The sequence below is a fragment of the Actinomarinicola tropica genome (assembly GCF_009650215.1).
GTDB lineage: Bacteria > Actinomycetota > Acidimicrobiia > Acidimicrobiales > SKKL01 > Actinomarinicola > Actinomarinicola tropica.
In genome coordinates this window covers 1045298-1066701 of sequence record NZ_CP045851.1, presented here as the reverse complement: position 1 = coordinate 1066701, position 21404 = coordinate 1045298, and the positions used below count along the sequence as shown (strand labels likewise).

The window sequence follows — 21404 nt, the reverse complement described above, 5'->3', positions numbered from 1 at the left end:
TCTCTTCCGTGTGGGGGCGTGCGAGAGGTGCGGGAGGAGCGGAGTCTACGAGTCGGGGCCGGTGTCCTCGTCCGGTTCCGGCAGCTCCTGGGCCTGCTCCCAGGCGTCGGCCTCCGGCGCCTCCGGGTCCCGCGTCGGCTGATCGATCGCGCCCGCGGGGTCGACCTCGGCGGACTGCTCCTGGGCGTCGGCGTCGGGCACGGTCTCGTCCTGGGGATCGCTCATGCGCACCAGGCTGTCAGGTCGGCGGCCTCCTGGGAACCTGGCATACTGGCTCGTCCACCAGCCCTCGTAGCTCAGCGGATAGAGCATCGGCCTCCGGAGCCGTGTGCGCAGGTTCGAGTCCTGCCGAGGGCGCTCACCCGGTCACGGCGCGTCGTGGCGACGCACGGCCACCTCGGTGATCGTCCGCTTGGCGACGGCCGTCACCTCGATCTCCCACTCCCCCACCACGACCCGGTCGCCCGGTGCGTCGGGCAGGTGGTTCAGCTCGTCGAGGACCAACCCGGCGATGGTCGCGTAGGAGCCCTCCGGCACCTCGTGGACGCCGACGTCGGGCAGGTCGTGGATCGGGAACGAGCCGACGAGCACCATCGTGCCGTCGTCGAGGTGGCGGACGGCCACGACGTCGCGATCGGTCTCGTCGTAGATCTCGCCGACGAGCTCCTCGACCAGGTCCTCGACGGTGACGATGCCCTCGATGGCGCCGTGCTCGTTCACCACGCCGGCGAGCTGGGCATGGGTCGCCTGCATGCGGTGGAGGGCCTCGAGGACGTCGAGCGTCTCCGGGTAGACCGGCAGCTCGGAGACGACGGGACCGACCGGACCGTCGCCCCCGCGGATGAGGTCGCGCATGTGGACCACGCCGACGGCGTCGTCGAGCGACGCCGTCGCGGTCACGGGCGCCCGCGAGTACCCCGACGCGACCAGGTCGAGCAGGGCCTCGGGGCACAGCTGGTCGGCGCTGAAGTGCACGACGTCGTTGCGGGGCTTCAGGACCTCGCGCAGCGTGCGCTCGGAGATCTCGAACGCGCCGTCGATGATCGCCCGCTGCTTCTCGGTGAACGAGGTCTGCATCGCCACCATGTCGCGGATCTCCTCCTCGGTGACCTCCTCGCGCTGCTGGTGCGGGTCGCCGCCCATCAGCCGCACGGCCACGTCGGTCGACCGGGAGAGGAACCACACCGCCGGGCGGGTGATCGACGACATGACCGCGAGCGGCCGGGCGGCGAGGAGCCCCCAGCGCTCGGCACGCTGCATGGCGACCCGCTTCGGCGCGAGCTCGCCGAACACGAGCGTGACGTAGGCGAGCACCAGGGTGACCACGACGACCGAGACGGGCTCGGCGGCCCCGCCGAGGAATCCGAGCGGCTCGACGAGCGGCTCGGCCAGCGACACCGCGGCCGCCGCGGACGCCAGGAACCCGGCCAGCGTGATGCCGATCTGGATCGTGGCGAGGAAGCGGTTGGGCTCCCGCGCCAGACGGGCGAGGACGCGGCCGGCCGCCGAGGCTCCTTCGAGCCTCTGCAGCTGACCTTCTCGCAGCGACACCAGGGCCAGCTCGGTCCCGGCGAACGCCGCGTTCAACACGACGAGGAACAACACCAGCAGCAGCTGGGGAACGATCGACTCCACTTGACCTCCATCACGACGACACCGGGCTCAGAGCACGGCGTGGGACGGAGGTCCCCTCCTCGGTGGGTCGAGCCGGCCAGGAGCGTGTCGCGGCTGCCAGCGGGCGCACGGGGCGGCCGGACGCGTGCGGCGTCGGCGACGGGTGGACGACCACCGCACCCGGCGCGGGCAGCGGGTGCGACGGCGCGCCTGGCGCACGACCGCGCCGCTCGCGGACCCCTGGGTCGAGTCGTCGAAGACGGGCGCGACGGCGTGGGTGGTGAGGCTCGGTGCGATCTCGCCGACGCCGAGGATGGCGACGGCGATCGCGGCGAGGACGAGGATCGCCCGGCGGCGCGCCGGTTCGGGAGGTTGGTCGTCGTCCATCGAGATCGCCGCCACGCTACCGCCCGCCGGCGAGCGGTCCGCCGCGGTCATGCGGGTGGTGTGGTGGGTGTGCCGTCGGGGCGGTGGATGGTCCAGGTGCCGTCGGGTGCGCGGGTGGGGTGCCAGCCGTGGTTCTTGAGCCGGTTGTGGGTGTCGCAGAGCACGGCGGCGTTGGCTTGGTCGGTGGGTCCGCCGCGGCTCGCGTCGACGGTGTGGTCGATCTGCAGGCCCCGTTGTCGGTGGCAGCCGTTCCAGATGCAGCGCAGTCCGTCGGGGTGGGCGAGGGTGTTGGTGAGCTCGGCGGCCTCGCGGGCCGAGCCGGTGAAGAACCGTCGGCGGCGTCCGAGGTCGATGACGTTGGAGTCGGCGTCGATGACCACCCGGCGGACCTGGCCGGCCAGTGCCGCGGCGACCACGTCGGAGGGTGCGAGGGGCACCCCCGACACGGTGCGGCAGACGCGCGGCCCGGTCGCCCGCGGCACCTGCGGGGCTTCAGCAGGCTCGTCGGTGCCGGTGAGGGCGGTCTCGAGGGTGTGGAGGTCGACGATGATGTTGACCAGCGGGACGGCCCGGCCGACGGTGGAGGCCGCGCGGGCGAAGATCGCGGCGAGGGCGTCGGCGCCGCGCTGGGCGGCGGTGCGGGCCAGGTCGGCGTCGGTGGCGGCGTCACCGAGCCGGGCGCGGGCCTCGGCCCAGTCGGCGAGGAGCTCGGCGCGGGCGAACCGCTCGAAGGTCTCGGCGATGGCGGCGCCCTGCAGGTTCCCGAACCCGCCGGTGAGGGTGAACCCGCCGTCGAAGTTCTCCACCACCGACCCGTTCCGTCGTGCGTGGGTCGTCTCGGCGTCCTGTTCGGTGCCGTCGACATCGACCAGGCGTTCCCACTCCCGCAACCACCGACAGAACCCGTCGTGGCCCTCGCTGCGGGCCATCTCCACGATCACGTCCTCGACCAGCGGCAACAGGTCCACGACTCGGGGGTTGCGCGCCACACGGGCCACCGCCCGCACATGTGCGGTCGGGACGTCCCCCGCCCGATACGCGGCGGCGAGCGCGGGCAGGTCCCGCAGCACCCGCGCGCACTGCACCCGCGCCCGGGCCTCGGCGTGTGGGAGACGGCCCAGGTGCCGCACCGCCACCGCCGCCGACGCCAACCCGTCCACCACATACGCCTGAGAGCGGTCCAGATGCCCCGCCAGCTGATCGGTGGTGGCGTCCAACCGGCGGCGCAGGACCTCCAGATCGCGCACCAACCCCATCTCCGAGCAGGCATCCAACGCATCGAGATCCACCGCGGCGAGCAAGTCCACCGCCCGGGCCAACGCCGACAGCGCGACCCCCGGATCCACCGGACCCACATCCACTTCCCCGACATCGAGCAGCACCACAGCTGCACCTCCGCCATCGCCATCACAGGCCGGCACCGACGCCGGCGAACGAGGCGACCGAACCGGGCGGGGAAGACACCGACCCGACCACCTGCACCCCATCCTACGAAGGGGATGTGACACTGGACCGGCTAGGCCCAGCCTCCGGCGAAGGACACGTACTGGCCCGTGGTGAAGCGGCTGCGGCCGTCGAGGTACGGCAGCGCGAAGTGCGCCAGCTCCTCCAGGCCGCCCAGGCGGCCCATGGGCACCTGGGCCTCGACCCGCTCCCGCCCTTCGGGCGTGTCGGCCCGGCTGGCCTTCACGAAGCCGTCGAAGTCGATGAAGTTCGTGCCCAGGGCGTTGACCTGCACGTCGCGCCCGGCGACCTCGGCCGCCACGTTGCGCACGAGCATCGTGGCCCCCGCACGCGCGGTGGAGTACAGCGGCGCGCCGGGCGTCACCCGGGCGCCGGCGGCACTGGTGAACACCAGCACCTGGCCGCCTCCCTCCTGCTCGACCATCACCGGCACGACGGCCCGCAGGAAGTTGTACGGCGCCTCCACGCACCCGACGACCGCGGTGCGCAGGTCGTCGAGCGACGAGGAGAGGAACCGACCGGTGACGATCTTGCCGGTGAACGCCGCGGCGGCGTCGATGCGGCCGAAGCGATCGAGGGCCGCGGCGGCCAGTCGCTCCGACGCGTCGGGCTCCACGAGGAACCGGGTGCGCTCGACGACCTCGACCGCGGCGCCGAGCGACTGCAGCGACTCGACCAGCCCGTCCTCGGGGTCGCCGACGACGATGTCGTGGTCGGCGGCGGCGAGGGCGCGAGCGAGGTGCGGGCCGACGTAGCCCGCACCATCGCTCACCAGGGCCACGCGGCGGGAGGTCACCCCACCATCCTGCCCGCGTGGCCCGGTCCCGCCACGACCTGCGTCACGCCGCGGCGGCGGCGAACCGGCGGCCGAGGAGCCGCGCCATGTTCCCGTAGTAGAAGGCGTCGCGCTGCGCCGTCGAGACCTCGCCGATCTGCTCCTCGAACTTGGCGATCGGGTCCCGGCCGCCCTCGGGGTGCGGGTAGTCGGTGGAGAAGAGGAACACGTCCCCCGCCTGCTCGATCATCCAGCCGAGGGGCTCGCCCGGGAACGGCGTGAAGGTGAGGTTGCGGCGGACGTAGTCGCTCGGCTGGTGCTCGAGGCGCTGCAGCGGCTCCTCGGTGCGGCGGAAGGCGCGGAGGCCGTAGTCGAGGTGGCGCATCCACGACGGCACCCAGGACGCGCCCTGCTCGATGCAGCCGCCCCGCAGCGTGGGGAAGCGGTCGAAGATGCCGTCGTAGATCAGGGCGCCGAGGAACAGCTCGGGCGAGTGGTGGATGGCGAGGAAGTCCTTGGAGCGGATGTTCTCGCCACCGCCCAGGTGGTCGCTGACCGGCATGGCGTTGTTGTGGAAGGCACGGTCGAGGAGCCGTCCGCCGCCGCCCACGTGCAGCACGAAGGGCACGTCGGCCTGGGCCAGGGTGTCCCACACCGGGAACAGGTCCGGGTGGGTGGGCGCCAGCTCGCCGGCGGCGGTGGAGGGCACCATGACGGCGTCGCACCCGAGCTCGAGCGCCTCCTCGAGCGTGGCGAGCGCCCGCGCCGGGTCGTTCAGCGGCACGTAGCCGACGGGCAACAGGCGGTCGTCGACCGAGCAGAAGTCGACCATGGCCCGGTTCTGGGCGGCGGCCCCGGCGTACAGGCGGTCGAGGTCGCGGCCGCTGAACATCGAGGTGGCGAAGGTGGCGAAGACGAGCTGGCCGTGGAAGCCGAACAGGTCGAGGGCCCGGATGCGCTCCTGCTGGTCGAACGCACCGACCGCGCTCCAGCCCTTGTCCTGGAGCAGCCGGGCCTCGGCCTCCGCGGCACGCTCGGCGTCGACCTTGCGGGCCTCGGCCTGGGACCTCGCCTTCTCGAGCACCGGGGCGAGGGCGTCCATCCCCTTGCGGCGCAGGAGCGGGCGGAAGGCGTCATCGATGTGCGGGTCGAGGAAGTCGGCCAGCTCCATCACGTGGCTGTCGGCGTCGAGCATCCGCTGCTCGCCGGCGTAGGTGCGCGTCGCGGCGTCGGTCATGTCGTGGTCCCCCTGGATCGCGTGCGGTGACAGATTGTCACCGATCGGGCGGGTCGGCAAGCGCGACGAGCGCTCCCCGCACGATCTCCATGTACGCGGCCTCGAGCACCTCGGCACGGTGCGCCGTCGGGTCGAGGCGCCACTGGGCGAGCACGCCGTCGACGAGCGAGAGGAGCAGCGCGACGACCGGGGTCGCACGGGCCCGCTCCACGCCGAGCTCGGCGACGACCACCCGTGAGAACGCCCTCGTGGTCAGCTCGTCGCGGTCACGTTGCTCGCCGCGCACGGCTCGACTCCACGTCCCCCGTCGCATGACGGCGAGGAGGTGGCTGCGATCGCCCGATGCGTCGAGCGCCCCGCGCACGAGGGCACGGAACATCGCCTCGACGCCGTCGGCCGCCTCGACCTTGCCGCTCAGCTCGCGGTGGAGGCGCCGGGCCTCGCGTCGGTAGAGCTCGTCGAGCAGCACGTCGCGGTTGGCGAAGTGCTTGTAGACGAGCGGGCGGCTGACCCCGGCCCGGGCCGCCACCGCGTCCATCGTCACCGCCTCGGGCCCGTCGGTCATCGCCAGGTCGCCGGCGACGTCGAGCAGCATGTCGCGACGCTCGGAGCTCGAAGGTGGCACCCCGAGAGTCTGGCAGCTGGTCCTTGCCCCCGAACCGCCGAGGGAGCACGATCCGTGCACAGGGTGGCCGACACGGCGGAGGGCAGCGTGGGGCGAGCGAGCGGGCGACTGGTGCGAGCAGCGATCGCCGCGGCGTACGTGGCGGTGGCGGCCTCGCTCCTCGCGGTGGCCGCGCCGACGCAGGGGCTCGACCCGCTGCCCCTGCAGCTCGCCGGTCGCCAGGGAGAGGTGGTGCGCCTGCTCGGGGCCGACGAGCCCGACGCCGACCCCGCCGAGGTGCAGGCGCTGATCGCCGACAGCATCGACGCCCTCCACGACGACGACCGGCGGTTCGTGCCGCTCTTCGTCGTCGTCCTCGGTGCGGGCCTCGGCGGGCTGCTGTGGGCGCGGCGCCAGGCCTCCCGACCGCCGGAGGTGCCGGCTCGGCGGTCGACCGTGTGGCACTCCTGGACGATCGCGGGCGGGTGCGCGCTGGGTGCCACCTTCGTCGCCGCCGCGCTCGACCTCGTCGAGAACGCGCTCCTGCGGTCGGGCCTGAGCGATCTCGCCACCCGTCTGGACGAGGGCGGCATCGACGCGCTCGCCGGTCCGGCGTCCGGTGCGGACTTCCCGCTCGCGTCGTTCGCCGCCGGCACCAAGCTCGGGCTGCTCCTCCTCGCGGTCGTCGTGCTCGTCGGCATGGGCGCGGTGTGGGTCGCGAGCGGGTTCCACCGTCCGGCCCGACACGCCACCTACGAGCCGCGCGACGACCACCAGGCGGCGTGGGCGCCCGAACCGGGACGCATCGGGGTGAGCTGCTCGGGCGGCGGCGTGCGCTCCGCGTCCTTCTGCCTCGGTGCGCTGCAGGTGCTCGACCACCACGGCGTGCTCGAGCGGGCCCGCTACGTGACCGCGGTGTCGGGCGGCGGCTACATGGCGGCGAGCTGGGCCATCGCCAACGGTGAGCGGGCCGACGATGACGCGGCGCGACGGACCGGCCCACGCGTCTACGCGCCCTTGTCGCCCGAGGAGCGCTGGGTGCGGCTCCACTCGTCCCACCTCATCGGCAGCGCCCTCGTCTTCCTCGCCGGTGCGCTGCGCCTGATCGCCGGCATCCTCTTCGGCTGGCTGCTCATCTGGCTCCTGATGTTCGCCGTCGCCCGGCCGATCGGGTGGCTCATCTCGAGCGACGCCGCCCACCCCGAGCTGCGCGCCCGGACGCCGGTGCTCGAGACCGCGACCCAGCCGGCGCTCGCCGACGTCGAGGTCACGCTCGTCGAGAACAACGCCACGGCGGACCCGCCCTTCTCGGTCTACGCCGTCACACCGTCGTACTCGTGTGCCGTGATGCGCGTGTGGCCCGCCGTGGACGACGCCACCACCCGCCTGGCGCCGGCGTGGGCGACGACGACCGGCCCGGGCGTGGTCCGCGTCGAGCGGGGCGAGGCGTCGATCGTCGACCAGCCCACCGTGCGGGTGGCGGCGTGGGACGACCGGCCGAGCGGCGACGACGCACCCCCGTGCTCGGTCGAGGACGTGGCCGCCGACCCCTACGCGCCGACGTCGGACAACGCGGACGGACCGGCGGTGGTCGTCGGCGACGCACCCCGCTTCGAGCTCGACAGCCGGGCGTTCCGGACGGTGCCCCGCACCGGGGAGGTGGGCGAGGTGGCGGCGGCGATCGAGCAGTCGCTCGTCGAGGAGCAGACCCCGACGGTGACGCACCGCTCGGGGATGACCGGGCGCACGTCGATCGACGTCGTGCTCGGGCAGTGGCTGACGGGACTCGTCCTGCTCGGCGCGGGCCTGGCGGTGTACCTCGGGCGGGTGCTCTGGCGGCCGTTCCACCGTGGGGTGCGCCGCACGATGGAGCAGGCGGCGGCGATGCTCGCGCTCCTCGGCGGCGGGTGGCTCCTGGTGTTCGTCGTGCTGCCGTGGGCCGTGCAGGAGGTGCCGGACCTGCTCAACCGGCTCCTCACGATCGGGGGCGGGGGCGGTGCGAGCCAGGACGGCGCCACCGGCCTCGACGCCGTGCTCGCCGCGCTCGGCATCACGGGTCTGCTCGCGACGGCGGTCAAGTCGTTCACGAGCCTGGCCATCAAGGAGGGCAAGGCCCACATCGACACCGTGTCGCGGCTCGTGGTCGGGATCGTCGTCCCGCTCCTCGCGGTCCTGGTGTTCCTCGACCTGCTCGAGTTCGCGACGGCGAACGGCCCGAGCGGGCGGATGCTCGGGTTCGGCCTCGGCCTCGGGCTCGCCGACCTGCCCCTCTGGCTCTCGACCGACGTCGCCCGCTGGCTGTGGGTGCTCGCGGCGCTCGTCGGGCTGGGGACGGTCGACGCGCACTCGTGGTCGCTCTTCCCCTTCTACAAGCGGCGACTCAGCGAGGCCTACGCCATCCGTCGGGTGTCCCCCACCCAGGCGACCGACGTGCGCTACGAGGACGGCCCGGTGCTCATCCGCGACATCGAGGCCGAGGCCGAGCACGCGCCGCAGGACGCCGCGCTGCGGACGACGTCGCACGCACAGCTCGTCGCGCCCCGGGCGCCACAGGTCGACGGCGAGTCGGTGGCCGCGAGCCAGCTGGTGATGTGCTGCGCGGCGAACGTCGCCGACCGGTCGGTGGCCCCGCCCGGTCGCCGCAGCGTGTCGTTCACCGTGTCGGCCGAGGTGGTCGGGTCCCCCGAGCTCGGATGGATGGACACCCGGGAGTACTTCGCCCGACTGGACGACCGGCGCCTGTCCGACGTGACGCTCCCGTCGCTCATGGCCATCTCGGGGGCGGCGGTCTCGCCGGGCATGGGCAAGATGAGCCGGGGACCCATCGACTCGTTGCTCGCCCTCCTCAACGTGCGCCTCGGCGTGTGGCTGCCGCACCCCGCCGAGGTCGAGCGGCTCGCGGCTGGCGAGCGGTGGCGGGGCCGACCGTGGTGGTGGTGGTACCTGCGCGAGGTCGCCGGGGCGTTCCCGAAGGACGGGCCCTACCTCTACGTGTCCGACGGCGGGCACTGGGAGAACCTGGGTGTCGTCGAGCTGTTCCGGCGCGGGTGCACCGAGATCTGGTGCATCAGCGCCGCCGGCGACGGGCCGGAGTCGTTCAGCACGATCGGCGAGGCGCTGGCCCTCGTCCGCGAGGAGATGGCCATCGACGTGAAGGTCGACCTCTCGCCGATGCGCCGGCCGGCCGAGGCCCCGAAGGTGGTGCGGCGACCGCTGCGGCGCCGACCCAAGGTGGCCACCGCCGACCCGGTGCCCGACGCCGTGTGGGCCACCAAGCCCTGCGTCACCGGGACCTTCACCTACCCGGACGGCACGCCGGGGCGGATCGTCATCCTCGAGGCCAACCTCACCGACGAGATCCCCTGGGACGTGCAGACGTGGGCCGAGTCCACACCGGTGTTCCCCGACCACCGACCAGCTGTTCAGCCACCGCCAGTTCGAGAGCTACCGGGCGCTCGGCCGGTTCCAGATGGAGGCCGCCCACGCCGCGATGGCCGAGGCCGCGCGCCGCGCCGCCGCGGAGGCGGCTGCCACGACCCGCGATCCGTAGGATCCGCGCCATGAGCGCGACGGAGCCGACCTCGTCCGACCACGACCACGGCGGGTGCGCCCCCGTCACCCTCTGGGGCAACCCGGTGCTGCGCAAGCGGTGCACCCCGGTGACGGTCTTCGACGGCGAGGTCCAGCGCCTCGTCGACCAGCTGTTCGAGACGATGTACGCGATCCCGACCGGGGTCGGGCTCGCCGCCAACCAGATCGGCCGCACCGAGCGGGTGTTCGTCTTCGACTGCCGCGACGGTCTGGCCGCTGCCGTCGTCAACCCGACGGTGACCGTGCTCGACGCCGACCTCCAGGAGGGCGGTGAGGGGTGCCTGTCGCTGCCGGGGATGGGGCTCATCACCACCCGCGCCCTGCGCTGCCGGGTCACGGGCCAGGACGCCACCGGTGCCGAGATCGCCTACGAGGGCGAGGGGTTGCGAGCCCGCTGCTTCCAGCACGAGACCGACCACCTCAACGGGAAGTTGTACATCGACCTGCACCCGACCAAGGTCCGCAAGCGGCTCGAGGACGAGATGCGGGCGGCGGAGTGGTTCGGCGAGCCGGCCCTCGACCCCACCTCGGAGTCCTACCGGCGGGCCCAGGGTGACGACGAGGACGGGGACGAGGACGAGGGGGCGGACGAGGTGTGACGTCGCCCCGCGGAATTGAGACTACTCTATTCCGCTATGACGCTCGCCATCACCGACGACCACAAGGCCCTCGCGGACACCGTCGCCGACTTCCTCCGGAAGCACGACGCCCGCGGCGCCAACCGCGCCCTGCTCGACGGAGCCGACCCCGCGCTCCCCTCCTTCTGGTCCGCAGCCGCCGACCTCGGCTGGTTCGGGCTCCACGTCCCCGAGGAGCACGGCGGCTCCGGCTACGGGATCGAGGAGCTCGCCATCGTCGTCGAGCAGCTCGGCCGGGCCCTCACCCCCGGGCCGTTCGTCCCGTCGATGATCGCCAGCGCGGTGATCGCCGCCGCGGGTGACGACGCCGCCGCCGACCTGCTCCCGGGGTTCGCCGACGGATCCACCGTGGCCGGCGTCGCGACCGGCGGCGATCTGGAGCTGCGCGACGGCGCGCTCCACGGCACCGCGATCGTCGTCGGCGCCGACCTCGCCACCGTCCTGGTGGCCGCCGCCGGCGAGGACGTGGTGGTGGTGGATCGCGGCGCCGAGGGCGTCACCGTCCCCGCTCGCCCCAGCCTCGACCCGGCCCGTCCCGCCGCCCAGGTCACCTTCGACGGGGCCGCAGGCCGGGTGATCACCGGCGCAGCGTCCTCGCTCCGGGACCTCGGCCGCGTGCTCTACTCCGCCGAGGCGGTCGGCCTGTGCGCCGAGGCCACCGAGATGGCCGCCGCCTACGCGAAGGAGCGCCAGCAGTTCGGTCGCCCCATCGCCATGTTCCAGGGCGTGAAGCACCACTGCGCCAACATGGCCGTCGCCACCGAGCTGCTGAACTCCGCCACGTGGGACGCAGCCCGTGCCGCCGCCACCGGCGGGGACCAGCTCGCCTACGCCGCGGCCGTCGCCGCCTCGCTCGCCGCCCCGGCGGCCGACCTGTGCGCCAACCTCAACACGCAGGTCCACGGTGGCATCGCCATGACCTACGAGCACGATGCCCACCTGTTCATGCGGCGGGCCACGTCGCTGCTCAACATCGTCGACGCCGAGGCCGCCGCGCGTGACCTCGTCGACCTCACCCGCCAGGGCGTCGTCCGCACCAAGTCCATGGAGCTCCCGCCCGAGGCCGAGGCGATCCGCGAGGAGGTCCGGGCCTTCGCCCAGAGCATCGAGGGCCTCTCCGACGAGGAGAAGCGGGCCAAGCTCGTCGAGACCGGCTACGCCGTCCCCCACTGGCCCAAGCCCTACGGACGCGAGGCCAAGGCCGTCGAGCAGCTCGTCATCGAGCAGGTGTTCGCCGAGCACGGCATCGAGACGCCGCAGTACGGGATCACCGGGTGGAACATCCTCACCCTCATCCAGTACGCCACCGAGGACCAGGTGGCCCGCTGGGTGCAGCCGGCGCTGAACCAGGAGGTCATCTGGTGCCAGCTGTTCAGCGAGCCCGAGGCCGGGTCCGACGCTGCCGGCGTGAAGACCAAGGCCACCCGGGTCGAGGGCGGCTGGCTGGTCAACGGCCAGAAGGTCTGGACGAGCGGTGCCCACCAGGCGGGCATGGGCTTCGCCACCGTGCGGACCAACCCCGACGTGCCGAAGCACGACGGCATCACGATGATGGTGATCGACATGCACGCCGAGGGCGTCGAGGTGCGGCCGATCAAGATGCCGTCGGGCCAGTCGAACTTCAACGAGGTGTTCTTCACCGACGTGTTCGTCCCCGACGACGACGTGGTCGGGCCGGTCGACGGTGGCTGGACCGTGGCCCGCGCGACGCTCGGCAACGAGAGCGTGAGCATCGGTGGCGGGACCGGCGGCACGCCGCCCTCGGCGCTGGTGCCGCTCTACGACGCGCACCCCGAGCGGCTCTACGGCGGCGCCGCGCGGATCGGTCGCTACGCCGCGCAGATCCAGGCGATGGGCCTGCTCAACCTGCGCAGCGCGCACCGCGCCGTCGCCGGCGGCGAGCCCGGACCGGAGGGGGCGATGACGAAGCTCGTGCTGTCCGAGCTCGGCCACGAGGCCGTCGCGATCATGGTCGAGCTCCTCGGCGACGACGCCCTCTTCACCGACGGGCCCGGTGCCATGTCGTCGGGCATGGCGCTCATGCACCGCGGCATGTCGATCGCCGGCGGCACGTCCGAGATCAAGCGCAACCAGATCGGCGAGCGGATCCTCGGCCTGCCGCGCGATCCGCTGCTGAAGTAGCACCACGCGACGCCGACGCCGGCGGGGAGGGACCAGGGGTGACCTTGGACCCTCCCCGCCGGCTCGCGTTCCGGGCAGGATGGACCGTGAGGAAGGGAGGCTCCCGTGCCGCCACCCCACCGGTTCCCTCGCTGGGCCCTGATCGTCCCCGCCGCCCTCGTGCTGGCCGCGCTCGCCTGGGTCGTGTTCGCCGTCCCGGCGCTCGTCCGCTACCCGACCGACCTCGAGGTCTCCCCCCGGTACGAGGGCACGTTCACGCTCTTCGTCGACCCGACCTCCGCGGCGCCGCTCGACGAACCGGTCGAGGTCCCGCTCGTCGTCGAGCGGCACATCGAGGTCGACGGCGACGAGAGCAGCCGCGACCTGGCGGTCGTCGAGGAGACGATCCGCCAGGAGGCCGGCGACCTGTTCGAGACCACGCAGACCAACGTCTACGTCATGGACCGGCGGTCGCTCGAGAACGTCGCCGACGACCGGGCCTACGCGTTCGAGCCGAGCAACGTCGTCGACCGCTCGCCCGCGTACCGCCTCAACCTCCCGTTCGACCTCGGCGAGGACGACACGAACCCGATCTACAAGAACGAGATCGCGGCCACCTACGACATGCGACCGGACCCCGACGGCGCGACCGAGGAGGTCGGCGGGCTGACCCTGCACCCGTTCGTCGCCGAGCTCGACGAGGCACCGATCGACGCCGCGTACCTCGAGGAGCTCGGCCAGGTCGTGCCGCTGCCCCGTGAGCTGACGTTCGAGCAGCTGGAGCCGCACCTCGCCGCAGCCGGCATCGACGTCACCGAGCTGCTCGCCGAGCTCGGGCCGGTGCTCGCGCCCGAGGACCTCGACACGCTCGTCGCCCTCACCGAGGAGACGATCCCGCTCGACTACGTCATGTCGTTCGAGGGCCGGGCAGGGATCGAGCTGACGACGGGCGCGGAGGTGGACGTCGGCGCGAGCGAGTCGGTCGGGGCGCGCCCGCGGCTCGCCGCCGAGGACGAGCTGCGGGCGGTGCTCGGTCGGTACCCGGAGGTGCCGGCCGCGGCGGAGGCCGCGACGGCGCTCGACGAGGTGCTCGACGGACCGCCGGTGCGGCTCTTCGAGTACAGCTACGACCAGACGGCGGCCTCGGTGGAGGACGTGGCGGACACGGTCGCCGACCTGCGACAGCAGGTCGACCTGGCGACCACCTGGGTACCGGCCGGGCTCGCCGCGCTCGCGGTCGTGGTGCTCGGTGCCGGGCTCGTCGTGCACGGACGGAGGCGCAGCCATGCGTGAGATCAGCGGTCCCCCGATGGCACCGATCGCCGAGGAGAGCCACCTGCTCGAACCGCTCCTCCGCTGGGCGGCGGAGGACCCGCAGCGCCCGCTCCTCTCGCACCGCGAGCAGGACGCGTTCGTCGCCACCTCCGCCGCCGACGTGCTGGTCGAGGTGCGCGGCGTCGCCGCCGGCCTCGTCGCCTGCGGCGTGTCCCCCGGTGACCGGGTGGCGATCATGTCGCGCTCGCGGCCGGAGTGGATCGTCCTCGACATGGCGATCCTCGCGGCGGGGGCGGCCACCGTCCCGGTGTACGAGACGTCGTCGCCGGACCAGGTGGCGTGGATCCTCTCCGACAGCGGAGCCGTCCTGACCGTGGTCGAGACGGCGGCGATGGCCTCGCTCGTCAACGGCGCGCTGGTCATCGACGACGGCGCGCTCGAGGAGCTGCGGGCCCGTGGCGCCGACGTCGATCCCGCCGAGATCGACCGCCGGATCGGGGCGCTCGGTCGCGACGACGTGGCGAGCATCGTCTACACCTCCGGCACCACCGGGATGCCCAAGGGTTGCGTGCTGACCCACGGCAACCTCCGGGTGAACACGCTGCAGAGCCTCGACGCCGCGCGCTCGATGCTCACCGACGACGAGACGATCCTGATCTTCCTGCCGCTGGCCCACGTCCTGACGAAGACGGTCGCGCTCCTGTCGCTCGAGTGGGGGGCGACGCTGGCGTTCGCCACCGACCTGGCGCACCTGGCCGAGGAGCTGCCGCTGGCCCAGCCGACGATCATCGTCTCGGTCCCCCGGGTGTTCGAGAAGGTGCACGCCTCCGCGCAGCGCAAGGCGGCCGCATCCCACAAGGGGAAGCTGTTCGAGGCCGCCGAGCTGGTGGCCGCCGGCTGGTCCCGGGCCCACGAGGCGGGCCGGCGGCGGCCGGACCTCGACCTCGGGCACCTGGCGTTCGACCACCTGCTCTACGGCAAGATCAGCGACGTGTTCGGCGGTCGCCTGCGGGTGGCGTTCTCCGGCGGCTCCGCGCTCGGGGAGCGGCTCACCCGCTTCTTCCACGGTGCCGGGATCCACATCTTCGAGGGCTACGGGCTCACCGAGACCAGCCCCACGCTGACGATCAACACCGAGGCGCACTGGCGACCGGGCACGGTCGGGCGGCCGGTGGCGGGCACCACGATCCGCATCGCCGACGACGGCGAGATCCTGGCGACCGGGCCGCAGGTGTTCAAGGGGTACTGGCGCAACGCCGAGGCGACCGCCGAGGTGATCGACGCCGACGGGTGGTTCCACACCGGCGACCTCGGCGAGCTCGAGGACGGCTACCTGCGCATCACCGGCCGCAAGAAGGAGCTCATCGTCACCGCCGCCGGCAAGAACGTGGCGCCGGCCCCGCTCGAGGACCGGCTCCGGGCCCACCCGCTCGTCAGCCAGGCCATCGTGGTCGGCGACCGCCGGGCGTACGTCGCGGCGATGCTGACCGTCGACGAGGAGGCCGTGCACGAGTGGGCGTCGACCCGCGGGCTCGACGTGATCGACCTGCGCGACCCCGACGTCGACGCGGCCCTGCGCGCCGAGCTGCAGCGGGCCGTCGACCACGCCAACGACGCGGTGTCCCGGGCCGAGGCGATCAAGCGCTTCGCCGTGCTCCCCCACGACCTCACGGTCGAGTCCGGGGAGCTGACGCCCACGCTGAAGGTCCGGCGCGAGGTGGTCGCCGCGGCCTACGGCTCGGTGATCGAGGACCTGTATGCGTGAGCGCCGCGCGCTGCCGGACGGCTCGTGGGTCGTGGTGCGCTCGGTCGAGCCCGCCGACCGGGCCCAGCTACGCGACGGCTTCGCGGCGCTGTCGAGCGAGTCGCGCCGTCGCCGCTTCCTGACCGGGGTCACCCGCCTCGACGAGGACACGCTCGACTACCTGACCGAGGTCGACCACGTCGGCCACGAGGCGATCGGGGTCCTGACCGACGAGGGCGAGGGCCTGGGGATCGGGCGCTACGTCCGGTGCGCGGCGGAGCCCGACGCCGCCGAGGTGGCGATCACCGTGCGCGACGACCAACAGGGTCGCGGCATCGGCACGCTGCTCCTCACGACCCTGGCCGAGGAGGCGGCGCGCCACGGCATCCGCCGGTTCGTGACCTACGTGCTCTGGGAGAACCGCCCGATGGTCGACCTCCTCGTCGCCGTGGGTGGGCGGGGCCGTCCGTCCGAGCCGGGTCTGGCCCGCATCGACATCGGCCTCCCCGAGCCCGCTTTGCAGGGTCGGAGGGACGCCCGTTAGGAAGGCGCCCATGCGCTCCGGGAACCGGCGGTGACGCCCCTCGAGGCTGCGGCCGTCGTCGCCGCCGGGTTCGCCGCGGGCGGCGTCAACGTCCTCGTCGGCTCCGGCAGCCTCATCACCTTCCCGACGCTGCTCGCGGTGGGGTTCCCCGCCGTGGAGGCCAACGTCGCCAACAACATCGGGCTGGTGCCCGGGTCGGCCAGCGGCGTCTACGGCTTCCGGCGCGAGCTGCACGGCCAGGGCGCGCGGGCTCGACGCCTCGCCGCCGCGTCGGCCGCAGGCGGGCTCACCGGCGCGATCCTGCTGCTGACCCTGCCGTCGGCGGTCTTCGACGCCGTGGTGCCCGCGCTCATCCTCGTGGCCGTGGCGCTGATGGCCGTCCAGCCGAAGGTGGCGCTGTGGCTCGCCAGCCGCCGGCGCGCCGACGCACCCGACGTCACCCTCGCCCCGCTGGCGATCGTCTTCCTCGGAGGGATCTACGGCGGCTACTTCGGCGCCGCGCAGGGCGTGATCCTGCTCGCGGTGCTCGGCGCCTTCATCCCCGACGACCTGCGACGGACCAACGCGCTGAAGAACGTCCTCGCCGGCACGGTGAACGGCGTCGCCGCGGTGCTCTTCGTCCTGGTCGCGGACGTCCGCTGGGAGGCGGTCGGCCTGGTGGCCGTCGGCGCCCTGGCCGGCGGGGTGGTGGGCGCACGGATCGGGCGACGGATCCCCGCGCAGGTTCTCCGGATGCTCGTCGTCGTGCTCGGCACGGCGGTGGCGATCAGCCTGATCGTCAGCTAGTGCTGGCGGGGCGCCGGCGGACGACGACGTCGCGGGCCCGCTCGGCGACCTGCTCGAACCCCCGGGCGTCGTAGAGGGCGCGCGGCCCGCGGAAGTCGGCCTGCGGCTCGATGGAGGTGGACGGCAGGAACGGGTAGGCCTCGACCCACGCGGCGCCGCGACCCGCGGCGTCGGCGAGGACCCGGTCGAGCAGCGCCCCGGCGACGCCGTGGCGGCGGTAGGGCGGCGCGACGACGAAGCACGAGATGCCCACCACCGACTCGTCGGACGGCTCGGACCCGGGGCCGGCGCGGTAGAGGGCGTACTCGGAGCGCAGCGACGCGTTGACCCACGCCGCGGGTCGCCCGCCGACGTAGCCGAGGTAGCCGGACGTGCGACCCTCGCGCAGCCGGTCGACCATCAGGTGGCGGTTCTCGGTCCAGTGGGCGTCGTGCTCGTCCTCGGCGCCGGGTTCGGCGACGTGGGGTTCGGTGCAGTAGCACGCCGCCCACTGCGGCCACCCGACGAACCCGTCGTGGTCGAACAGGTGCAGCCAGTCGTCGATGCGGTCGTCGGTGACCGGGTGGACCTCGAGCTCCTCGATCCGATCGAGGCGCTCGCCCGGCCCGGTGAGCCGCTGGGTCGCCTCGGCGAAGTTGCGGATCGCCATGTCGGAGTAGGGCATGTCGACGTGCGCGGCCCGGACGTGGCGCAGGAACGCCAGGCCGAGGTCGTTGAGGCCGTCGGCAGCGATCGTCTCGTCGCACCCGATGCAGGTCATCTCCACCGCGCCACCTCCGCGTCGCCGCCGCGTTCCCGTCGCCCGACGGTAGCCCGACTCGACTTGACCGGTTGGTCCAGTTCGTGGCCTACGATCCGGACCCGGACGTCCCGAGGAGCGCACATGGATCTGGCAGGCAAGGTCGTCGTCGTCACCGGCGGAGGGGGCGGCATCGGCGAGGCGATGTGCCGGGCCTTCGCGGCCGAGGGGGCGGCCGGCGTGGCGGTCGCCGACATCGACGGGGCCGCCGCGGCGCGCGTCGCCGAGGACGTCGCGTCAGACACGACCCGGACCTTCGGGGTCGGGCTCGATGCCGGCGACGAGGTCGCGGTGCAGGAGCTGGTTCGGCGGACCGAGGAGGAGCTCGGGCCGGTCGACCTGTTCTGCGCCAACGCGGGGATCATGGTGGTCGGTGGCGTGGAGGTGCCCGACGAGGATTGGGACCGCATCATCCGCGTCAACCTGAAGAGCCACATCTACGCGGCGCGCGCCGTGCTCCCCGGCTTCCGGCAGCGAGGCGAGGGCTACCTGCTCCACACCGCCTCGGCCGCCGGGCTCCTCACCCAGCTCGGCTCGGCGCCGTACTCGGTCACCAAGCACGCCGTCGTCGCCCTCGCCGAGTGGTTGTCGATCACCCACGGTGACGCGGGGGTCCGGGTCTCGTGCCTGTGCCCCCAGGCGGTGGCGACGGCCATGGCCGGCGGTGCCCAGGCACGCCGGCCCGCGGGGGTGGAGCCGGGCAAGGGCTCCGCCGGCGCCGACGGGGTGCTGGAGGCGGCGGACGTCGCCCGCACCGTCGTCGAGGGCCTCGCGGCAGAGGAGTTCCTCATCCTTCCCCACCCGGCCGTCGCGACCTACGAGCAGCGCCGGGCCACCGATCGCGAGCGTTGGCTGCGCGGGATGCGCCGCGCCCAGGCGGCCATGGTGGCGGCGTGGACGGCGGCGGGCGCGAATCCGCCAGGGGGGTCCTGACCTCCGATGACGACGGCAGACGATCTCGCACAACGCATCCTCGCGTCCGTGGGCGAGCCGATCTTCCAGGACACAGAAGGTTTCGTCATCCCGCCTGTGCCTCACCTGAGCTGGGTCGATCTCCAGGAGGAGGTCGTGGCGACCGCACAGGAGGCGAGCGACGACGATCGTCGTCAGCTGGCCACGGCGTTGCTCACGGCGATCCTCGAGCAGCCGTCCTACGGTCCGGACAACCTCTTGGATGCCGGTGCGTTCGCACTGCTGCTCGACGCCGTCCCTGATCAGGTCGAGGCTGCGCTCGATCCCGCCGCGGATCGCCACGTCGGCGGTCAGCGCTACCTGCGCCAGCACGTGTTCACCATCCCCGGGCCCTCGGGTGCGATGTGGCTCGAGCGACTGATCCGGGCCGACGACACGCACGCCTACTTCCTCTTCACCGACATGCGCATCGGGAAGCTTCCGACGTGGTCCGAGGTGGACTGGAGCGATCGCCTCGACGCCATCGCCCGCGTTGCCTCCGAGCCGCGTCCCACGATCGTCAGGATGCTGTCGATGGCGACCGTGCCGCGCTCGGCCACACCTGCGCTCGTGCGGGTCGCGATCGCGCACGGCACCGGGCCGACCGATTCGCTGGTGCGGGGCGCAGCCGCCACGATCCGGTCGCATCGCCGCGGCGACGAGAGCGACCTCGAGCTGATCGACTGGGAGGCGCACCGGGTGGCGCCGGAGCTGCACCGATGGCTCCTCGAGCTCAGCGGAGAATCGGGCGAACGAGATCCGCTGGTCGCCGCGGCCCGCTCGGCGGGCCGGATCGACGACGCTGCTGCAGCCATCCTCGCGGCCCCGCTCGACCGCCCGGCGTGGGCCGACGGGGAGGTGCCGTGGACGGTTGCGGAGGTGGTCACGATCGGCGAGGTCGACCTCCCGGGCGGGACGCTCACGGGGGGCGACCCCTGGTACACGGGAGGCCACGAAGGGTTCCCCTGGACCGTCCGACTGGAGGCCGAGGCGGCGCGAGTCGACGTCGTCGTCGTCGAGCACCCTCTGTACGGCCGGGAGTGCGCCGCGCTCCACTTGGTCACCGCCGGGGCGGCTCCGGTCGATCATTGGGAACCGGTCGCCGGGCGCGTGGTACCCGAGGGCTACCACGTCGAGATCGGCATCGCCGGATTCGGATCGGTCGCCGCGTACGAGGGGGGCGCCATCCCGGAGACCGACAGGGAGGAGGTGCCCGGGAGCCCCCACCCCTTCTGGCACCTGTTCGGCACAGACGATCGGGGCGGTCTCGCCCTCTGCTCGGTGGGGCCCCAGCACCAGGTGTGTCGCACCTGGGTGGGCCGGACCGAGGCCGGACACGCCGTGGCGGCGGTGACCGACCTCGGACTGTTGGATCTCGATCTGGCGGCCACCGTGCCGACCTGGCTCGCGGGGCCGCGCTGAGGGCTGCACCGCCAGCCGACGCCGCCAAGCGCCAGACGCTCCCCATGAGTGACTCCCACACCCCGCCGTCGCGACCTACGAGCAGCGCCGAGCCATCGATCGTGAGCGCTGGCTGCGAGCCGGGCGCCGAGCCTCCCGGCTGAGCCTCAGCTCGCGCCGCCGCCTGCCGACCCAGGCGAGGTGACGATCACCGCGCCCCTCGACGACCTCGCCGACATCCTGGCGGCGCGCGCCGTGCGGTCCGTCTACCAGCCGATCGTCGACCTCGACTCCGGCCGGGTGGTCGGCGTAGAGGCCCTGGCACGGGGACCCGAGGGCAGCGCGCTCGAGCGGCCCGACCTCCTGTTCGCCGCGGCTCGACGGCATGGTCTGCTCGCCGAGCTCGACCTGGCGTGCCGGGCGGCCGCGATCCGTGGCGCGCTCGACGCCGGCCTGCCTCGGTCGATCCCCCTGTTCGTCAACATCGAGCCGGAGGTCGCCCACGCGCCGATCGACGACGAGCTGCGCCGACTCGTGACCCGGGCGTCGGATCGGCTGCACGTCGTGGTCGAGGTGACCGAGCGCTCGCTCGTCCACTCCCCCGCCGAGCTCTTGGCCGTGCTGGCCGCGGTCCGCGAGCTGGGATGGGGCATCGCGCTCGACGACGTCGGCGCGGAGGTCGAGTCGCTGGCCCTGATGCCCTTCGTCCGTCCCGACGTCATCAAGCTGGACCTGCGGCTGGTGCAGGAGCAGGCCGACGCCGACATCGCGGCGATCGTCGCCGCCGTCACCGCCGAGGCCGAGCGCACCGGGGCACGGGTGCTCGCCGAGGGGATCGAGACCACCGGGCACCGCGATGCCGCGCTCTCCCTCGGCGCCACCCTGGGCCAGGGCTGGCTGTTCGCCCGACCGGGGCCGGTGCCCGCCAGTCTCGACGGCCCGGCGACCTTCGTGCCCGTCGCGGCCCCGGCCTCACCGCAGACCTCCATCGTCGACGCCGCCGCCGCCGGCCGTCCGCTGCGCCGCTCGACGAAGCGGCTCCTGCTCGAGATGAGCTGGCACCTCGAACGGGAGGCGCTGAACCACGGTGCAGCGACCGTCGTGCTCTCCACCTTCCAGACCGCCGAGCGCTTCACGCCGGCCACGCAGCGCCGCTACGCCGACCTCGCGTCGCGCACCGCGTTCGTCGGCGCCCTCGGGACCGGCATCGGACGCCAGCCCGCACCCGGCGTGCGCGGCGGCTCGATCGCCGTCGACGACCCCCTCGTGGACGAGTGGGTGATCGCGGTCGTCGCGCCCCACTTCTCGGCGGTGCTCGCGGCCCGCGACCTCCACGACGACGGCCCGGACGACGAGCGTCGCTTCGACGCGGTCCTGACCTACGACCGCGACCGCGTCCTGTCCGCCGCCTCGTCGCTGATGGCCCGCATCACCCGCCGCAGCTGACCCGTCGCCGTCGCGCGACGCGAGAGA

At 73.4% G+C, this 21404-nt stretch carries 18 protein-coding genes and 1 tRNA gene; 11 read left to right on the top strand and 8 right to left on the bottom strand.

The genetic code is table 11. The features are described from left to right. Window positions 1-45: 45 nt before the first annotated feature. Complete coding sequence (locus GH723_RS18450) at window positions 46-225, bottom strand: hypothetical protein (RefSeq protein ID WP_195210553.1); 180 nt, start codon at window positions 223-225, stop codon at window positions 46-48. Window positions 226-285: 60 nt separating this feature from the next. Between GH723_RS18450 and GH723_RS05360 the strand changes: the two genes are divergently transcribed. Then, window positions 286-357: transfer RNA gene (locus tag GH723_RS05360), tRNA-Arg, on the top strand. Between the two features lie 9 nt (window positions 358-366). On the opposite strand, the gene GH723_RS05355 is transcribed toward GH723_RS05360, so the two are convergent. From GH723_RS05355 to GH723_RS05330, 6 genes are all read right to left on the bottom strand, one after another. Continuing rightward, entirely contained in the window at window positions 367-1635 is a 1269-nt protein-coding gene (locus GH723_RS05355; protein ID WP_153758686.1) for a hemolysin family protein, read from the bottom strand. 27 nt (window positions 1636-1662) lie between these two features. Then, complete coding sequence (locus GH723_RS05350) at window positions 1663-2001, bottom strand: hypothetical protein (protein WP_153758685.1); 339 nt, start codon at window positions 1999-2001, stop codon at window positions 1663-1665. Between the two features lie 47 nt (window positions 2002-2048). Beyond that, window positions 2049-3347 (bottom strand): HNH endonuclease, encoded by a 1299-nt coding sequence (locus tag GH723_RS05345; protein ID WP_195210551.1) that lies wholly within the window; start codon window positions 3345-3347, stop codon window positions 2049-2051. 170 nt (window positions 3348-3517) lie between these two features. Then, a complete protein-coding gene (locus tag GH723_RS05340; protein ID WP_153758683.1) occupies window positions 3518-4261 on the bottom strand; it encodes an SDR family NAD(P)-dependent oxidoreductase in 744 nt (247 codons plus the stop codon). Between the two features lie 43 nt (window positions 4262-4304). Further along, window positions 4305-5477, bottom strand: coding sequence for an amidohydrolase family protein (locus GH723_RS05335; protein ID WP_153758682.1), 1173 nt, complete (start codon window positions 5475-5477; stop codon window positions 4305-4307). A 37-nt stretch (window positions 5478-5514) separates the two neighbouring features. Then, window positions 5515-6072: a TetR/AcrR family transcriptional regulator gene (locus GH723_RS05330; RefSeq protein WP_153758681.1), complete on the bottom strand. Its 558-nt coding sequence runs from the start codon at window positions 6070-6072 to the stop codon at window positions 5515-5517. Window positions 6073-6213: 141 nt separating this feature from the next. Between GH723_RS05330 and GH723_RS05325 the strand changes: the two genes are divergently transcribed. From GH723_RS05325 to GH723_RS05295, 7 genes are all read left to right on the top strand, one after another. After that, window positions 6214-9645, top strand: coding sequence for a hypothetical protein (locus GH723_RS05325; protein ID WP_153758680.1), 3432 nt, complete (start codon window positions 6214-6216; stop codon window positions 9643-9645). Further along, complete coding sequence (def, locus tag GH723_RS05320) at window positions 9642-10271, top strand: peptide deformylase (RefSeq protein WP_153758679.1); 630 nt, start codon at window positions 9642-9644, stop codon at window positions 10269-10271. The genes GH723_RS05325 and def overlap by 4 nt, the downstream gene beginning before the upstream one ends. A 36-nt stretch (window positions 10272-10307) precedes the next feature. Further along, window positions 10308-12452 carry an acyl-CoA dehydrogenase gene (locus GH723_RS05315; RefSeq protein WP_153758678.1) on the top strand — a complete coding sequence of 715 codons (2145 nt, stop codon included), beginning with the start codon at window positions 10308-10310 and terminating at the stop codon, window positions 12450-12452. A gap of 105 nt (window positions 12453-12557) precedes the next feature. After that, window positions 12558-13724, top strand: a complete 1167-nt coding sequence (locus GH723_RS05310) for a porin PorA family protein (protein ID WP_153758677.1) — start codon at window positions 12558-12560, stop codon at window positions 13722-13724. Continuing rightward, a complete protein-coding gene (locus GH723_RS05305) occupies window positions 13717-15471 on the top strand; it encodes an AMP-dependent synthetase/ligase (RefSeq protein ID WP_153758676.1) in 1755 nt (584 codons plus the stop codon). Before GH723_RS05310 ends, GH723_RS05305 begins: the two co-directional genes overlap by 8 nt. Continuing rightward, window positions 15464-15994: a GNAT family N-acetyltransferase gene (locus GH723_RS05300; RefSeq protein WP_153758675.1), complete on the top strand. Its 531-nt coding sequence runs from the start codon at window positions 15464-15466 to the stop codon at window positions 15992-15994. The genes GH723_RS05305 and GH723_RS05300 overlap by 8 nt, the downstream gene beginning before the upstream one ends. Before the next feature lie 30 nt (window positions 15995-16024). Continuing rightward, window positions 16025-16780, top strand: coding sequence for a sulfite exporter TauE/SafE family protein (locus GH723_RS05295; protein ID WP_153758674.1), 756 nt, complete (start codon window positions 16025-16027; stop codon window positions 16778-16780). Here GH723_RS05295 and GH723_RS05290 read toward each other — a convergent pair. Then, window positions 16773-17540 carry a GNAT family N-acetyltransferase gene (locus GH723_RS05290; protein ID WP_229023244.1) on the bottom strand — a complete coding sequence of 256 codons (768 nt, stop codon included), beginning with the start codon at window positions 17538-17540 and terminating at the stop codon, window positions 16773-16775. The genes GH723_RS05295 and GH723_RS05290 overlap by 8 nt on opposite strands. Window positions 17541-17663: 123 nt before the next feature. On the opposite strand from GH723_RS05290, the gene GH723_RS05285 reads away from it, so the two are divergent. From GH723_RS05285 to GH723_RS05275, 3 genes are all read left to right on the top strand, one after another. Beyond that, window positions 17664-18512, top strand: coding sequence for an SDR family oxidoreductase (locus GH723_RS05285; protein WP_153758672.1), 849 nt, complete (start codon window positions 17664-17666; stop codon window positions 18510-18512). Window positions 18513-18560: 48 nt separating this feature from the next. Further along, window positions 18561-19952 (top strand): hypothetical protein, encoded by a 1392-nt coding sequence (locus GH723_RS05280; RefSeq protein WP_229023084.1) that lies wholly within the window; start codon window positions 18561-18563, stop codon window positions 19950-19952. Between the two features lie 180 nt (window positions 19953-20132). After that, a complete protein-coding gene (locus GH723_RS05275; RefSeq protein ID WP_153758670.1) occupies window positions 20133-21377 on the top strand; it encodes a sensor domain-containing phosphodiesterase in 1245 nt (414 codons plus the stop codon). Window positions 21378-21404: the final 27 nt, after the last annotated feature.

Bases quoted from the DNA above. Each gene is read 5' to 3' on its own strand.
- GH723_RS05335 (WP_153758682.1), bottom strand. From the start codon at position 5,477: ATGACCGACGCCGCGACGCGCACCTACGCCGGCGAGCAGCGGATGCTC.
- def (WP_153758679.1), top strand. From the start codon at position 9,642: ATGAGCGCGACGGAGCCGACCTCGTCCGACCACGACCACGGCGGGTGC.
- GH723_RS05305 (WP_153758676.1), top strand. From the start codon at position 13,717: ATGCGTGAGATCAGCGGTCCCCCGATGGCACCGATCGCCGAGGAGAGC.
- GH723_RS05330 (WP_153758681.1), bottom strand. From the start codon at position 6,072: ATGCTGCTCGACGTCGCCGGCGACCTGGCGATGACCGACGGGCCCGAG.
- GH723_RS05290 (WP_229023244.1), bottom strand. From the start codon at position 17,540: ATGACCTGCATCGGGTGCGACGAGACGATCGCTGCCGACGGCCTCAAC.
- GH723_RS05300 (WP_153758675.1), top strand. From the start codon at position 15,464: ATGCGTGAGCGCCGCGCGCTGCCGGACGGCTCGTGGGTCGTGGTGCGC.
- GH723_RS05350 (WP_153758685.1), bottom strand. From the start codon at position 2,001: ATGGACGACGACCAACCTCCCGAACCGGCGCGCCGCCGGGCGATCCTC.
- GH723_RS18450 (WP_195210553.1), bottom strand. From the start codon at position 225: ATGAGCGATCCCCAGGACGAGACCGTGCCCGACGCCGACGCCCAGGAG.
- GH723_RS05315 (WP_153758678.1), top strand. From the start codon at position 10,308: ATGACGCTCGCCATCACCGACGACCACAAGGCCCTCGCGGACACCGTC.
- GH723_RS05285 (WP_153758672.1), top strand. From the start codon at position 17,664: ATGGATCTGGCAGGCAAGGTCGTCGTCGTCACCGGCGGAGGGGGCGGC.